The sequence below is a fragment of the Campylobacter sp. BCW_6460 genome, assembly GCF_001762705.1.
Taxonomy (GTDB): Bacteria; Campylobacterota; Campylobacteria; order Campylobacterales; family Campylobacteraceae; genus Campylobacter_D; species Campylobacter_D jejuni.
On record NZ_MJXI01000002.1, the window covers coordinates 101,095 to 113,746 of the forward strand.

General features: G+C 30.8%; 21 protein-coding genes and 1 pseudogene. 5 read left to right on the forward strand and 17 right to left on the reverse strand.

Annotation, left to right across the window (positions count from 1 at the left end; translation table 11 throughout):
* Positions 1-72 precede the first annotated feature (72 nt).
* Entirely contained in the window at positions 73-336 is a 264-nt protein-coding gene (locus tag AJ881_RS01115) for a hypothetical protein (RefSeq protein WP_180339401.1), read from the forward strand.
* A 102-nt stretch (positions 337-438) separates the two neighbouring features.
* On the opposite strand, the gene AJ881_RS01120 is transcribed toward AJ881_RS01115, so the two are convergent.
* The 17 genes and pseudogenes from AJ881_RS01120 to AJ881_RS01200 form a co-directional block, all read right to left on the reverse strand.
* Positions 439-687, reverse strand: a complete 249-nt coding sequence (locus AJ881_RS01120; protein ID WP_070282447.1) for a phage tail assembly protein — start codon at positions 685-687, stop codon at positions 439-441.
* 44 nt (positions 688-731) lie between these two features.
* Complete coding sequence (locus tag AJ881_RS01125) at positions 732-1,241, reverse strand: phage major tail tube protein (protein WP_070282445.1); 510 nt, start codon at positions 1,239-1,241, stop codon at positions 732-734.
* A 10-nt stretch (positions 1,242-1,251) separates the two neighbouring features.
* Positions 1,252-2,442, reverse strand: coding sequence for a phage tail sheath family protein (locus tag AJ881_RS01130; RefSeq protein WP_070282443.1), 1,191 nt, complete (start codon positions 2,440-2,442; stop codon positions 1,252-1,254).
* A gap of 10 nt (positions 2,443-2,452) precedes the next feature.
* Positions 2,453-3,457, reverse strand: coding sequence for a hypothetical protein (locus AJ881_RS01135; protein WP_070282441.1), 1,005 nt, complete (start codon positions 3,455-3,457; stop codon positions 2,453-2,455).
* A gap of 99 nt (positions 3,458-3,556) precedes the next feature.
* Complete coding sequence (locus AJ881_RS01140; RefSeq protein ID WP_070282439.1) at positions 3,557-3,928, reverse strand: DUF1353 domain-containing protein; 372 nt, start codon at positions 3,926-3,928, stop codon at positions 3,557-3,559.
* 2 nt (positions 3,929-3,930) lie between these two features.
* Positions 3,931-4,425, reverse strand: a complete 495-nt coding sequence (locus AJ881_RS01145; protein WP_070282437.1) for a DUF4376 domain-containing protein — start codon at positions 4,423-4,425, stop codon at positions 3,931-3,933.
* A 9-nt stretch (positions 4,426-4,434) separates the two neighbouring features.
* Positions 4,435-5,433 (reverse strand): phage tail protein, encoded by a 999-nt coding sequence (locus AJ881_RS01150; RefSeq protein ID WP_070282435.1) that lies wholly within the window; start codon positions 5,431-5,433, stop codon positions 4,435-4,437.
* A complete protein-coding gene (locus AJ881_RS01155) occupies positions 5,433-6,053 on the reverse strand; it encodes a phage tail protein I (protein ID WP_070282433.1) in 621 nt (206 codons plus the stop codon). Before AJ881_RS01155 ends, AJ881_RS01150 begins: the two co-directional genes overlap by 1 nt.
* Positions 6,050-7,204, reverse strand: a complete 1,155-nt coding sequence (locus AJ881_RS01160; protein WP_070282431.1) for a baseplate J/gp47 family protein — start codon at positions 7,202-7,204, stop codon at positions 6,050-6,052. Before AJ881_RS01160 ends, AJ881_RS01155 begins: the two co-directional genes overlap by 4 nt.
* Positions 7,201-7,491, reverse strand: a complete 291-nt coding sequence (locus AJ881_RS01165; protein WP_070282532.1) for a GPW/gp25 family protein — start codon at positions 7,489-7,491, stop codon at positions 7,201-7,203. The genes AJ881_RS01160 and AJ881_RS01165 overlap by 4 nt, the downstream gene beginning before the upstream one ends.
* Positions 7,488-7,700, reverse strand: a complete 213-nt coding sequence (locus tag AJ881_RS01170; RefSeq protein WP_070282430.1) for a hypothetical protein — start codon at positions 7,698-7,700, stop codon at positions 7,488-7,490. Before AJ881_RS01170 ends, AJ881_RS01165 begins: the two co-directional genes overlap by 4 nt.
* Positions 7,701-7,702: 2 nt before the next feature.
* Positions 7,703-7,885: a hypothetical protein gene (locus tag AJ881_RS01175; protein ID WP_070282428.1), complete on the reverse strand. Its 183-nt coding sequence runs from the start codon at positions 7,883-7,885 to the stop codon at positions 7,703-7,705.
* A gap of 29 nt (positions 7,886-7,914) precedes the next feature.
* Positions 7,915-8,379, reverse strand: a pseudogene (locus AJ881_RS01180) (phage baseplate assembly protein V); the annotation flags it as partial.
* Complete coding sequence (locus AJ881_RS01185; protein WP_070282426.1) at positions 8,379-8,693, reverse strand: phage holin family protein; 315 nt, start codon at positions 8,691-8,693, stop codon at positions 8,379-8,381. The gene AJ881_RS01185 and the pseudogene AJ881_RS01180, both read right to left, overlap by 1 nt.
* A 119-nt stretch (positions 8,694-8,812) precedes the next feature.
* A complete protein-coding gene (locus AJ881_RS01190; RefSeq protein WP_070282424.1) occupies positions 8,813-9,040 on the reverse strand; it encodes a hypothetical protein in 228 nt (75 codons plus the stop codon).
* Positions 9,037-9,378 (reverse strand): hypothetical protein, encoded by a 342-nt coding sequence (locus AJ881_RS01195; RefSeq protein WP_070282422.1) that lies wholly within the window; start codon positions 9,376-9,378, stop codon positions 9,037-9,039. Before AJ881_RS01195 ends, AJ881_RS01190 begins: the two co-directional genes overlap by 4 nt.
* A 9-nt stretch (positions 9,379-9,387) precedes the next feature.
* Positions 9,388-9,777 carry a D-Ala-D-Ala carboxypeptidase family metallohydrolase gene (locus AJ881_RS01200; protein ID WP_070282420.1) on the reverse strand — a complete coding sequence of 130 codons (390 nt, stop codon included), beginning with the start codon at positions 9,775-9,777 and terminating at the stop codon, positions 9,388-9,390.
* Between the two features lie 150 nt (positions 9,778-9,927).
* Between AJ881_RS01200 and AJ881_RS01205 the strand changes: the two genes are divergently transcribed.
* Genes AJ881_RS01205 through AJ881_RS01220 form a run of 4 tightly spaced genes read left to right on the forward strand, consistent with a single transcriptional unit; the run spans position 9,928 to position 12,629 of the window.
* The gene (locus AJ881_RS01205; RefSeq protein ID WP_070282418.1) at positions 9,928-10,362 is read left to right on the forward strand and encodes a hypothetical protein; all 435 of its coding nucleotides are present in this window, start codon (positions 9,928-9,930) and stop codon (positions 10,360-10,362) included.
* A gap of 1 nt (position 10,363) precedes the next feature.
* Positions 10,364-11,170 (forward strand): phage protease, encoded by an 807-nt coding sequence (locus AJ881_RS01210; RefSeq protein WP_070282416.1) that lies wholly within the window; start codon positions 10,364-10,366, stop codon positions 11,168-11,170.
* Positions 11,171-11,172: 2 nt separating this feature from the next.
* The gene (locus tag AJ881_RS01215) at positions 11,173-11,649 is read left to right on the forward strand and encodes a hypothetical protein (protein WP_070282414.1); all 477 of its coding nucleotides are present in this window, start codon (positions 11,173-11,175) and stop codon (positions 11,647-11,649) included.
* A 2-nt stretch (positions 11,650-11,651) separates the two neighbouring features.
* A complete protein-coding gene (locus AJ881_RS01220) occupies positions 11,652-12,629 on the forward strand; it encodes a major capsid protein (protein ID WP_070282413.1) in 978 nt (325 codons plus the stop codon).
* The last annotated feature ends 23 nt before the right edge of the window (positions 12,630-12,652 follow it).

Here is a 12,652-nt window from a genome sequence, read left to right on the forward strand (position 1 = left end):
TTTAAAATCTTTCCCATGAATGAAAAAATACCTTTAACTAAAAGAGATTATCTTTATTCTCATGGCTTTTTAATGGCTTATTACATTGGCATTCTTTGTATTATCTATAATAATGAAATCTCTTTTTTTGCCAATCTTTTTATAACATTTTTTATAACTTTAGCTGTTATTCTCGTTGGCTATTTTATAGGCTTATCACAACTTCTTCAAGCCTTATTTATGATAAGTTGTGAAATTTTGTTTTTTACTTCAAAACTCATTTTTAAAATTTTTAAAAAGCTTTATCGATTAAATAAACAAGCACCTAAGCAGCTACCAAGTCCTAAAGAGCTTTAGCTTTTAAAAATTCTTTTGAAATTTCCAAAGCTTCTTCAAACTCATCCAAACTTAAATCTAAAACTTCATTAAATCCCCAATGTAAAGTATGACTAATTAGAGCTATTTGTCCGATTCCAAAAATCCTGCTTCTACCAAAAAATCCTTTATACCATCTTGCAAAGCCTTAAAATCTTTAATATCTAATTCTTCAATTTCGCTTTCTTGTTTATTGGTAAGTGTAGCAATCATATAAATAGTTTGCTCCATATCTTTATCACTTCTATTCTTAGCATTTTTTAATACACGCACAGTCGGTACTTTCATAGTTAATTCTTCGCCATTTTCTAATTTGATAATTTTTTCTTTCATTTTTTACTCCTTTTTTATGTGTTTAAATACTGATTAATCAACTTTTAAATAGTTAAATTTGAACGCACATCACTCATTAAATCAACACCATTAATCATTAAAATAGTGTTTTTATGATCATAAGTGATTATAGGTATATTATTTCTTTTTTGCATGTAAAAATGAACTGCCATCTTCACTTCTGCTTCAATTTCTTTTCCGCTCTCATGATCACTTTCGCTTATACTTATAAACTCTCCTAAAAATTCAGCACTTATGCCATAATTTTTACCGCCTTTATGCACGCTTTCTCTAAAAAATAAAGGAGCTTTAATTTCAGTATAGGTTGTATGAAAAAACGCTGTAAAAAGAACAGGATCAACAATTGCTAGTTTAAAGCTAATTTCTAAGGGCTTTAAAACACCTGTGCTATAGTTTGCTCCCAAAACCCCTTTAGTTTCAATCATTTCTTGCTCTATATCTGGAAGTTTTAAATTTCTTACCACTCCTAAATAACCTTGACCATCAACATAAACATTGGCTTCTTGGATTACTTCACCTATTAATCTTTTCATTTATCACTCCTTAACTTTCTGAAATACTTTTAACCAAATCATCAGCCCATTCATCACTATAGATAAGCTCGAGCGTGATTTGTTTTACTATAGGGTTATTCATCATCTTAATATTAAGATAAAATTTACCCGCACTGATATTTGCATTTGTATTACGCTCTTCATCCCAACTCACTTCATAGCCAATTAAGACTTTTGCTCCTTTTAAATCTCTTAAAAGCTCTTCCACGCTTATTTTGATAAAGTAAAGCTCACTTGCTTTTTTATCAATCGCTTTAAAACTTGCTTTTTGGGCAGCAATTGCAATACGATCAAAGGTTCTTACCCTTGCTAGATCTTGCCAAATCGTATCTTCATCACTTGTTTCTCCACCCCAAGAGCGATAACCTTCGCAAAGTATGCAAGTAGAAATATGATTTTTTCTAAGGCGATCTGCATCGCAATCCTCACCCATCACAAAATCAATAAAATGTTCCACTCCAGTAACGCCATTCATCACGCGATTAGAATAAGAATCGCTAAAGCCATATTCTGTATCTCCATCTGTATGAGCTATTAAACCTGCAATGATAGGAGATTGTGGAACATAAGCATATTTTCCTTGCGAGTTTAAAATTTGAACTTGAGGCCATGCGGCAACCAATCTTTTAGAACTAAAAGCTTCCATAGTGCTGATAGCTTCTCCTGTATTGTTAGCATATAAATCCACAATAGCAGTGATATTCATAGCACTTGCTATGCTTTCAAGTTTAGCTTTTATACCTGCTTCACTTGAATAATAAGGTGCTATGATAATATCAGGAGTAAAACCTGTGCGATGTTTGGCTTTTTTAAAAGCTTCTATTGCATTTAAACAATTTGTTAGGTTTGTAGCTTCCTCATCACTTTCTTCAAAGAAACTAATAATAATCACACAAGCAACATCTTGATTGTCTATACAAGTTAAAGAATCTAAGAGTCTAAAATCTTGCAAATTGTTTTCTTTGATTAAATCTTTTGTAAAATCAATTGCCTTGCTTACATTTGAAAAAGCAAAGATTGGCATTTCATCTGTGCTTTCGTATCCTGCTTTTGTATAAAGCATTTCTTTATTAGCACCTTTAATACAAGCAGCAATTCCTATAGGTGTATCACTTTGAACTTTAATAGGACTTGCCGCACCATTGCTAATATTATAATTTACTCCATATTGTGCCGCCATAATTTACTCCTTATTTAATTTTTTTTGTATTTTTAGGTTTTAATTTTTTATATTTTAAACTAGCAGAATCTTGTTCTTGTTTAGAAATTTCAAATAAGAAAGCGTAATCTCCATAAGTATTAGAATTAGCTTCTAATTTATTAACATTAAAATCTTCACTCTCAACTTCTTTTTTTCCTACAAAAATTGATTTTTTTGCTTTTACATTAGAAATTTCTGTTTGTCCATAATATCCATTGCCTCTAGCAAAAAGCTGATTTGGCATTTGTGTATTTTCAAGTTCTATGCTTACCTCTCTACTTCCTGAACTAGACCATAAGCAACACTCATCAGCACCACCATTGTATTTTTTAAATACATGAGCAATTTTGTGATAAGTTTCTTGATAAATACCACTTGTCTTAATTGTTCCTAAAATTTGGTTTTCTCCTGCAATAGGATTAGAATCTATGGTAAAATCGCTTCTATTAAGACCATTGCCATCTTTAGTCATAGTAAATTTTGCGTTTTCATATTCATCTTGGACTTTATTTGGAGTAGCAAAACCATTTTCAAAACCAAGTCTTAAATCACTCATGCAACCACCATATTGTCCACCTGTTGTAGTATTATCAAATGTGATGATGATTTTTTCTTTAGGGATAATATCATTACTTCCATCTCCCAATAAATCCACCCAATTTGTAAATTTTTCATCTTTAGAAATGCAAATAAATAATTGCTTTTTGCTTTCTAAAACAGCCCATATTTCTCCCACTTCAGCTTCGGTTTTATAGGTAGGTGGGGTTTTTGATATTTTTATGTTTGTATTTTGGAAATTTTGATCTTGTAAAATTTCCTCAATGAGACTTTTAAGCTCCTCTTTATTAACAAGCTCTTCTTTAAAAAGCTTTAGTTTTTTATCTATAAGTCCATTGACTTTTTGGATACTAAGCTTATCACTCACTATAGGTTCGCTTGGTTCTTTCGAATTTTGATTGGCATTTGGAATGTAAGAAATTCCGTAATCTTTCATTTTAACTCCTTTTTATGCTTTTACTTTGTGCGAACAAGTCCGCCCAAAGTCGCTTTTTCTAAATCCCCCGTCCCACTAAAGTGGGTAAGGCTCACCTTTTTATTTGCTTTTTATCAGGCATTTTGCAAAGTGAAAAGCATTGCAAGCATGGTAAAAAACAAAGCTTTTAAACTTAGAACATCCAAGCAATAGCATTGCTTCTTTTAAAGCAAGATCAGCAAGTTTGTAATCCTTTCTTGAATTGGCTTTTTCGCATAAATAATCATGTATCACGCAAGCGCTAAAATACTCACTTTTAAAAGGTGGATAAAAACTCCAAAAGATACGTGGGATACTCGCTCCATCAGTTTTAAAACCTTTTGGTATCACTCCATTAAAACTAGCTAAAGTAAAAGCATAATCATTTATCACTTCAAACCTGTCTTTATCAAAAGGTTTTACGCATACTCTTTTTAGCTCTGTTTTAGTCATTTTTAATCCTCCCATGTAATTGAGTTTAGTTCTTCCAAAGAAGTGGCGTTTCTAATTTTTTCTTTTAAGTCTTTTGCTTTAAAAATGGTTTGCTGAATAAAATAAGCCATGCTACTTGCAAAGAGTTTAAACTCTTCCACACTAAATCTTGTAGTTGTATTATCAAGTGCTATCCAATCTATATAAGGGATTAAATTAGGATTAACAAGAGCATTAGTTACTGCCCCATTAATTCTTAGCTGATCTTCATTAGAGCTTTGATAGATTTTGCCTTTAAATGAAAATCCACCATTTAAAATATTTTCTTTTTTTGCATTAATCTCGTTGATTTTTAACTCTTTTGCCTCGTTTAAAAGCTCCTCTTCGCTTTTAGGAGGATTTATTAAAGCGTTAAATTCTTCTTCGCTGATCGGAGTTAATCCTTCTTTGATTTGCTCATCTGTTGCTTCATCTTCATAAGCATAAATTTGATTATTTTGATCTATAAAATATTTCATTTTTTCTCCTTATCTAAGTTCCTTAAAATAATTAATTGATATGCTAGGATAAAGTCCAGCTCCTCTTTCAGAACTTATTCGATATTGTTCATTGGGTGGTATAATTCCGATACCATAATATATTGTCCCGTCGCCAGAAGGTTCATGTATTATTAAAAATTGAGTACTGCAAGAAAAATTATATCCCTTAAGAAAAGCTTCAAAAATTGCAACTATTGGTTTGTTTGTGTTATTAGTATAGGTGACATTAAAATTTCTAGAAACATTTTGCCAAGTTTGATTTACTCCCAATCCACCTGCTAGATTAGGGACTTGTTTTTTCAAAGTGCTCAAATTGACAAATTCCTCATCTTTGCTTGCTTGTAAATTACTTGTAGGTAATTTGGTAAAATTTTTAATTCCATTAATGTCTTGATCTGTAGCTAAAGTAACATATTTAGCAATTTCTGTGTTAAATTTACTTTCTAAAAGATATTTAGAAAACTCATTCCATACTCGTTTAAATGCATCATTATATTGTTGTATTAAAGCTTCAATTTCAAGTTTTAATTCTATCTTTATAGCATCCACATAATCACGACTCGCCATAATCACACTTGGATCTAGTTTTAAAATCACTTCTTCTGCATTAGAAAGCTCCATGACAATTTTTATCATAAGCTCTTTAGCACTACCTTCTTTTAAGATAGGTTTATAGGTGCGTGGTAAATTTCCTACAGCTAATAAGTCTCCCGCTTCATCATAAATGCCCACAGCATTAACTTCAAAGCCTCCTATATCGCTTGGCACATGACACATTAAATTAACGTAGTTTGGGTTACTCTCATCCACGCTTTTACTGCTTATATTTGCTTCATAAACAATCTCTTCCAAGCTTTGCATATCTTCATTGGGTAAAATCACTTTAGAACTTAGTTTAAAGCTTTTTAGATTAACGCCATTGCCACTAGCACGAGCTGCAATAAATTTAGCAATGCCGATTTTAGTTAAAATGGTATAGTATTCCATTAAGAAACTCCTTTAAAATCAATATTCGTTTTTGAAATTTCACAAACAAGTACACCAAAAGCATTAAAAGCGCTTTTGGATGCATTTTCTAAAGCAGTAGTTTGAAAAGGTAAAACTTCTATAGTTTCCCCATCAATTTCTATACAAGCATTAAAGCTATTATTTTTGCTTTGTATTTCTATTTCAATTGCTTCTAAAACACTTCTAACATTTTTAAAGTCTTTAATTAATCTTTCTAAAGCATTCAGTGTTCTTTCATCAAAGCTAACATTGGTTGTGCTTACTTTAACTTTAAAAAAATAAGGTTTTCCGTTGTATTCAAACCATTCCTTAACTACAGCAGTAGGAAATACCGCATATAAAGCTTCTTTAATGGCAAAGGCAGTGCCGTTGTATCTATCTAAAAGCAGGGCTTTAGATATAAGCTTTCTTGCTTCTTTTTCATTTAAGCCATCGATACTTACATCATAAGCATTAGCTAGGACACTTAGTAATCTTTCATCACAATTTAGAGCTAGATTTGTGATACTAGCTAAATTTAAATCTTCAAATCTTTTTTTAGCACTTAAATCAATGGCTTTGCTTTGAAGTGGATGATGATTTAATATTAGTGTATTCATAGCACAGCCTTTTCATAGCTAAGCTCAAAAGAAAGATGTGCAAATTCATCATCAGATATTTCAATATCTTTTAACTCAAGTTCTTTTAGCTCTTCGTCGATTTTTTCTTTAATGCTTAAAATTTCACTCTTATAAACTCCATCTTGATGTAAGCACTTATATAAAAAGCCAAGTGCCAAATCCACACTCAAATCAAAATCACTTTGTAAAGCATTGATCTTTTCACTGATTTCATTTGCACGGCTTAATTCTAAAAGTAAAAGCTTGGCACTTATGATAAATTCTCTTTTTTTGGCAAGTTCGACGCTCACTTCATCGGTTAAAGGTCTTACTTCGTCTGCACTTAAATATTTTTGGACTTCTTCTATAGTATTTTCATCTTCGCTTTTTATAATCACTCTAACTTTTCCAGCACCATTATTTAAAGCTTTTATGGAAGCGACTTTAGCACTTGCACTTAAAGCATGATAAATATAGCCTTTTTCGCTTCCAGCTGTTGAAAAGCGATGCACACTCATTACAGCTCTTTCTCTTAAAGCCTCGTCACTTTCTTCACTTGCTCCACCACTAAAATTTTCAAGTTGCTTGATCTTGGCTACAAAAGGAAGTGGGGTTTGTAAAAATTCAGTTTTACTTTCTTTGCTTTGTACAAATTCATCAAGTTCTAAAACACCTACAGCTTTGCTTTCTCCTTTTTTGATTATCACTTCTTCTTTTAAGGTAGCAATATCAGCTTTTTCATTTGAAAAAATGGCACCTTTTGGAATAATGACATCATAATTTAATAAGGTATTTAATTCAAACTCTACTTTGGCAGTAGGTTTAACCCCTTTTAATCTTTGGATTAAATACCCATTTGCCACAACGTTATCTAAATCGCTTCCGCTAGCATAATGCAAGTAAGTCGCTTTGATACTTTCATTTATTCTTGCTCTTATAATCATTTCTCTATAAGCAAGAGCTTCTAAAATAGCTTTGAAAGGATCAGATTCTAAAAGTTCTACTTCCTCTTTTAAAAAGTTTTTAAAAAGTTCTTCATAATCTTTTAAAAGTTTTTCATAATCAAGCTCTTCTATGATTTTTGGGTAGGGAATATCTTTTAAAAAGCTTTGTTTAAAATATGAATTATTGGTGTTTAAAATTTCACTCATTTATTAAGCTCCAAAGAAAAATCCTTATAATCTTCAAAAAGCAAAGTAATACTTAATTTACCTTCTTGCATTTTATTAAGCCTAGCACCCTTAAGCTTTACTCTTTTTTCCCACTTTGAAATAGCTTCTGCTGTGTATCTAGTAAGTTTTACTCTAAAATCATCATCGATTTTTCTATCTATGAGCGTGTAAAGCAAAGAGCCATACTCGGGTCTCATTACACGAGATCCTAAAGGAGTGGTTAAAATATCTTTAATACTTTCTTCTATGCTGATTAAATAACTCATTTTATATCCCATTCTCCGCCATCTGCTGTATCAATTGCTTTGGCATTTTCTTGTATTTCTTCAACCACTGCAGCAGCAATAGCTCTTAAAAAAGGCATAGAATATCTTCTATAACCTCTGCCATTATCTTCATCTTGGACTTTTGTGTAACCTTCTTTTGCTAAATATTTTTCCATTTTTGAAACTAAAGAATTTTGACTGATTGCCATGTTTAAAGCCCTATATAAAAATCAAAAATTATTTTTAATGTTTGTAAAAATCCTAAAAAGGTAAAACCTAAAATAAAACCAATAAAAATACTTTTGGCAAAAAATTTTAATTTTAAAAAGGCGTAGAATGGCTGCCATAGCATAAAAAATACAAGGGAATTAAAAACTAAAAACCATTCTTTCATATCTTACTCCTAGTATTATTTGATCCATGTGGGTGAGCACTTCCTGTAAAAGCACAAATACATTCAGTAGTAACTACACCTTTTCCGCCAAGTCCTAAGTCAATATTAGGACTATCAATATTGACTTTATTCGCTTTTATGTTGGCATTTTCACAAGTGATGTTAATATCCTTAATCACATCAAGCTTTAAAGTACTTGTTTTAGAGTTGTATTCTAAATGGGTACCATCTTCAAAATCCACATTAAAAGTATTTGTATCTGTATTTTTAGCCTTGTATTTTTCTTGATAAAGTCCGCGTAAAATCACACCTGAATTTAAATCACCTCTTATAGGTAAAACCAAAACTTGCTCTCCTATACGTAAAGGCGAAAAACTCACAGCATAAGAATTGGATATAGCTTGAAATACACTTAAAAAGTCAGTCACCATTTCGCCAATAGCAACCTTAGCTTTGCCCTCTTTAATGTCGCAAATGATACCTAGTTCATTCATCATAGCTTATCCATTTTTCTATTTATAAGCTTTTCTACAAGCTGTTCTATCTTAAGCAAGGCATCAGTTCCCATGTAAGCTGCAAAACCCCCAAAAGCTACACTTAGTTTTAATCCAAAGTCTAGATAACTTGCTATTTCAAATACAAGATAAGCTACAAACATAGAACCTAGCATTCCTTTTACAAAGGTTAAAAACTTACCTTTTAAGCCTTTGTAAGGTTTTAATTTGTCTTTTGTTACTATACCTACAAGTCCAGCAAATACACTCACAATACTTAAAATGCAATAGATAAATATATCTTCAAATTTCATATGCTAGTTCCTTGTTAAAATTTCAAATGCATAAAATAAAATCAAAGCAAAACTAGAAAATAAAAGAGCTATGAAAAGTTCTTTTATAAAATCTTTTTTAATTGATTTGTTATTTTCTTTCATTTGTTATCTCCGGTGCATTGCTTTGCTATATTTTCAACTTCAAGATAATAAGAGCTGATTTGTTTTGCACTTTCTAAATCACCCTTATCAAAAGGCTTTAAAGGAAGTTTCAAAGGGCACTTTATAGGAATTTTTACTTCTTGATACTGCGTTTTAATTAATAGCTCTTTAGGAGCACAAGCTGTAAAAACAAAAGGCATAAAAATATAAAAAAGAATTCTCATTGCTTAGCTCCTAAAATTTTAAAAAGATCTTTATAAGCTTTAAGCTCACTTTCGCAGCTTTTATCTTTGATAAAAATTTCTTTTACCTTTGAAACCTCCTTTAAAGTCTCTTTGGGTTTTAACTCAAGCTTTAAATTTTCAAATGCTTTATTTTGTTTTAAAAGTTGCTCTTTGTTTGTTTTGATTTCATTTTTTAAATATTCTTTTGTGAGTTTTAATTGATTGTTTTCAAGAACTAAAGAATGATTTTCATAATACAAAAACCCACAAACACTTAAAAGCAAAACAATGATAATGTTTGAAACACCAAAAAACTTTTCCAAAATAAAGCTAAACATTTTTATTCCTTAAGAATAAGTCCATCGGGCTTTTTTCCCTCTGGTGTCGATATGCACAAAACCACCAAAAGGATCTTCAAAATTATGTTTTATAGCAATTCCAAAAGGTTTATTGCCATATTTTTCTAAAACGTATTGATGCACTTCTTCAGTTTTAACACCTTTAACCACAAAATCAGCCGCACTGCCGATGGTGTGTTGGCTTTTAGCAGCTCCACCTACTTCTGCGTTATGCTCTTTACAACGATAACCGCTATTTATAATAATAGGTGCATCATAATACTCTCTGATTTCACAAAGCACATCGACTAACTCATCACTTGGAACGCCTTTTGGTAATTCGCATTTACCACATTTGCATTTAAATTCACTTTCTTTAAAATAGGGATTTTCTTTCATTCTATATTCCTTGTTAAAAATTGATGCAAGTTTAATAAGAAAGCCACACCAAAAGCTAGAAAAATATTGTTTCAAAACTCTTTATTAAAAATCTTTGTTTGAAAAAAAATATTTAAGTTTTTAAAATGTCGCATTTTTAAAAGGAAGATGATGCTTTGTAAATTTGAAGAAGAGCTTTTGAAATTGCTAGAACCTTTTAATGCAAAAGTTTACCTTGGAGAATTTGAAGATACGCAAAATATAGCCTCTTGTATTAATGGCTTAGAACCTTGTGTGCTTGTAGATTTTGAAAGTGAGAGTTATAAGGACTTAGAAAATAAAACAGGTATTTGGAAACTTTACATTTTAACCCATACAAGTTCTAAAAATCCAAAACATAGGATTAATGCAAAACATAAGCTTTTTAAAACTTTAGAACAAATTGATGATGTGTTAAAAAATGCAGAGCTTGATAATGGATTTAGAATAGAACCAAAAGATCTTAAAAAAGTTTTTGAAGGAGTGAGTGATCATGGTTATTTAAATGTATATGCAAGAACATTACAAAGTAATTTTTTGCCAAAAAATGATTTTTTAAGGATATAAAATGCTTTTTATAAATAAAGAAAATTTAATTGAATTAAGTCAAAACAAACCTTTAAAAGTTGCAATTGTTGGAGAATGGAAAGGGCATCATAATGGTAGTTTTAAAGTGTGTAAAGAAGATTTGCAATCTATGATGGATTATTTTAAAAATAAAAAAATTGATTTGGTTATTGATTATGAACACCAAAGTTTAAAAAATGAAAAAGCACCTGCTGCAGGTTGGATTAAAGACCTTTATATAGAAAATGATGCACTTATGGCTAAGGCTGAATTTAACGAAGAAGCAAAAAAATATATTGCAAACAAACAATATCGCTATTTATCGCCTGTATTTGAATTCAATTCAAAAGACAATAAAAGCGGTGGTTTAGTGCGTGCAAAAATTCATTCAGTAGCTCTTACAAATACGCCATTTATAGACGAACTTGGAGAGCTTATTGCAAATAAAAATCAAATTAAAGGAGAAACAATGGACGAAAAAATCAAAGAACTTGAGTCGCAAATTGTGGCTTTAAAAAATGAAAAGGATGTTTTATTTAAAGAAAATGAAACCCTTAAAAAACAAAATGAAGACGATCAAAAAGCTCTTGCTGATGCTTTAGTTAATCAAGCTTTAAATGATAGAAAGATTGCTAATTCTCAAAAAGAGTGGGCAATGACTTATGCGTGCAAAGATTTACAAGGTTTTAAGGATTTTTTACAAAGTTCTAACTTAAATCAAGTTCCGCAAAATAATATGTTTGCTAATAAAAATACTGCATCCAATGCAAACGATACAGATGTTGTAAAACTAATGTTAGGAGAATAATAATGGCAAAAAATTCAAATAAAACAGATAAACAAAATAAAGAACAAGAAGCACAAGCTACAGAAAATTCAGACGAAGCAAAAAATGAAACTAAAGAACAAGGAGCACAAATGGCAAAAGCAAAAATGCTAGAAAAAAGTATCAGTGATGATCCTTTACTTGCCTTACCAAGAGGGCTTGAAAATATTGTAAATGAAGATTTGCTTTCAATCAATGCTAAGGTTGATATCGAAACAAATCCTAATTTGACTATTGGAACTTTACTTATCAGTGAAGATTATGGTCAAACTTTTAAAAAATGTCCTGATGAAGATATTAGCACAAAAGAAAATATCAAACTGGGTATTCTCAAAGATTTTGCATTTCAAACTGGAACTTATGCGGTTTTAATAGAAGGTAAAGTTATTTTAAGTAGTACTCATGAAAGTGCTATTAAAAAGGCTTTTTTACAAAATTTAATCATTCAAACTAAGGAGTAAAAATGGATTTAGAACAACTTTTAGAATTATTTTCTAGTACAAAGGTTACTGAAGTTATTAATCAAACCAAAGCTTCACCTCGCTTTGTAAGTGATACTTTTTTTAAACAAAGAATTCCAAGTCTTGAAAGCACAGCAAGAGTTGAAATTATTAAGGGTGCAGGTATAGTTTTAAACAGCGTTTCTGAAAATGGAGAGCACAGCCTTGAGGAAACAAAAAATGCTTATATTTTAAACATACCTTTGCCTCGCTTTGCATTAGTTAAAAGAATCTCTGCTAGCGAAATCAATTCTTTAAGATCTCTAGCTTTACAAGAAGCCCAAATTAAAAGTTTAAGCGGTGCTATTGGAGTTTTGGTTAAAGAAATGAAAGAAAGCTTTAATACCACTCTTGAATATATGTCAAATGGTGCTTTATTTGGCAAAATATTGGATGGAAGTGGAAACGTTCTTTTTGATTTTGGCAGTGCGAATAAAAGCGTTGTGGAAGTTAAAAAAGATGGCTCAGTAAAATTATCTAATGTTTGTGATGCAATCGAATCAAAAATCATTGATGAATTTGGAACGAATACAGATTATGAAGTGCTTTGCGGCAATGAACTTTTTGCAAGTATTTCTAACCTTGCCTTAAGTGAAGATTTGTATAAAAACAATCTTGCTAGCAGAGATGAAAAAGATAAATCCTTAATCCTTTATGGAACAAAATATCGTCGTTATAGTGCAAAGTATAAAAATACTAAAGGTAAAAATGTAGAGTTCTTATCAAGTAATGAAGGTATTGTCGTGCCAAAAGATAATTCCAATCGTATTTATTACACAAGAGCTAATCATACTGAAGCTTTAGGAAAAGCTCCAACCTTAATGTTTGTTTCAAAACCTGAAATCTTACAAAGAGGAGCTGGAATTGAAATCGTAGGTGAGATGAGAGCTATGCCAGTTTGTACGCGTCCAAATGGTTTAATCAAGTTAGCATTACAATAAAATCAAAATTAAGCCTTAAAAAG

Excerpts from the sequence above, each read along its gene's own strand:
- AJ881_RS01115 (WP_180339401.1), top strand. The coding sequence starts at position 73 with ATGGCTTATTACATTGGCATTCTTTGTATTATCTATAATAATGAAATC.
- AJ881_RS01120 (WP_070282447.1), bottom strand. The coding sequence starts at position 687 with ATGAAAGAAAAAATTATCAAATTAGAAAATGGCGAAGAATTAACTATG.
- AJ881_RS01125 (WP_070282445.1), bottom strand. The coding sequence starts at position 1,241 with ATGAAAAGATTAATAGGTGAAGTAATCCAAGAAGCCAATGTTTATGTT.
- AJ881_RS01130 (WP_070282443.1), bottom strand. The coding sequence starts at position 2,442 with ATGGCGGCACAATATGGAGTAAATTATAATATTAGCAATGGTGCGGCA.
- AJ881_RS01135 (WP_070282441.1), bottom strand. The coding sequence starts at position 3,457 with ATGAAAGATTACGGAATTTCTTACATTCCAAATGCCAATCAAAATTCG.
- AJ881_RS01140 (WP_070282439.1), bottom strand. The coding sequence starts at position 3,928 with ATGACTAAAACAGAGCTAAAAAGAGTATGCGTAAAACCTTTTGATAAA.
- AJ881_RS01145 (WP_070282437.1), bottom strand. The coding sequence starts at position 4,425 with ATGAAATATTTTATAGATCAAAATAATCAAATTTATGCTTATGAAGAT.
- AJ881_RS01150 (WP_070282435.1), bottom strand. The coding sequence starts at position 5,433 with ATGGAATACTATACCATTTTAACTAAAATCGGCATTGCTAAATTTATT.
- AJ881_RS01155 (WP_070282433.1), bottom strand. The coding sequence starts at position 6,053 with ATGAATACACTAATATTAAATCATCATCCACTTCAAAGCAAAGCCATT.
- AJ881_RS01160 (WP_070282431.1), bottom strand. The coding sequence starts at position 7,204 with ATGAGTGAAATTTTAAACACCAATAATTCATATTTTAAACAAAGCTTT.
- AJ881_RS01165 (WP_070282532.1), bottom strand. The coding sequence starts at position 7,491 with ATGAGTTATTTAATCAGCATAGAAGAAAGTATTAAAGATATTTTAACC.
- AJ881_RS01170 (WP_070282430.1), bottom strand. The coding sequence starts at position 7,700 with ATGGCAATCAGTCAAAATTCTTTAGTTTCAAAAATGGAAAAATATTTA.
- AJ881_RS01175 (WP_070282428.1), bottom strand. The coding sequence starts at position 7,885 with ATGAAAGAATGGTTTTTAGTTTTTAATTCCCTTGTATTTTTTATGCTA.
- AJ881_RS01185 (WP_070282426.1), bottom strand. The coding sequence starts at position 8,693 with ATGAAATTTGAAGATATATTTATCTATTGCATTTTAAGTATTGTGAGT.
- AJ881_RS01190 (WP_070282424.1), bottom strand. The coding sequence starts at position 9,040 with ATGAGAATTCTTTTTTATATTTTTATGCCTTTTGTTTTTACAGCTTGT.
- AJ881_RS01195 (WP_070282422.1), bottom strand. The coding sequence starts at position 9,378 with ATGTTTAGCTTTATTTTGGAAAAGTTTTTTGGTGTTTCAAACATTATC.
- AJ881_RS01200 (WP_070282420.1), bottom strand. The coding sequence starts at position 9,777 with ATGAAAGAAAATCCCTATTTTAAAGAAAGTGAATTTAAATGCAAATGT.
- AJ881_RS01205 (WP_070282418.1), top strand. The coding sequence starts at position 9,928 with ATGCTTTGTAAATTTGAAGAAGAGCTTTTGAAATTGCTAGAACCTTTT.
- AJ881_RS01210 (WP_070282416.1), top strand. The coding sequence starts at position 10,364 with ATGCTTTTTATAAATAAAGAAAATTTAATTGAATTAAGTCAAAACAAA.
- AJ881_RS01215 (WP_070282414.1), top strand. The coding sequence starts at position 11,173 with ATGGCAAAAAATTCAAATAAAACAGATAAACAAAATAAAGAACAAGAA.
- AJ881_RS01220 (WP_070282413.1), top strand. The coding sequence starts at position 11,652 with ATGGATTTAGAACAACTTTTAGAATTATTTTCTAGTACAAAGGTTACT.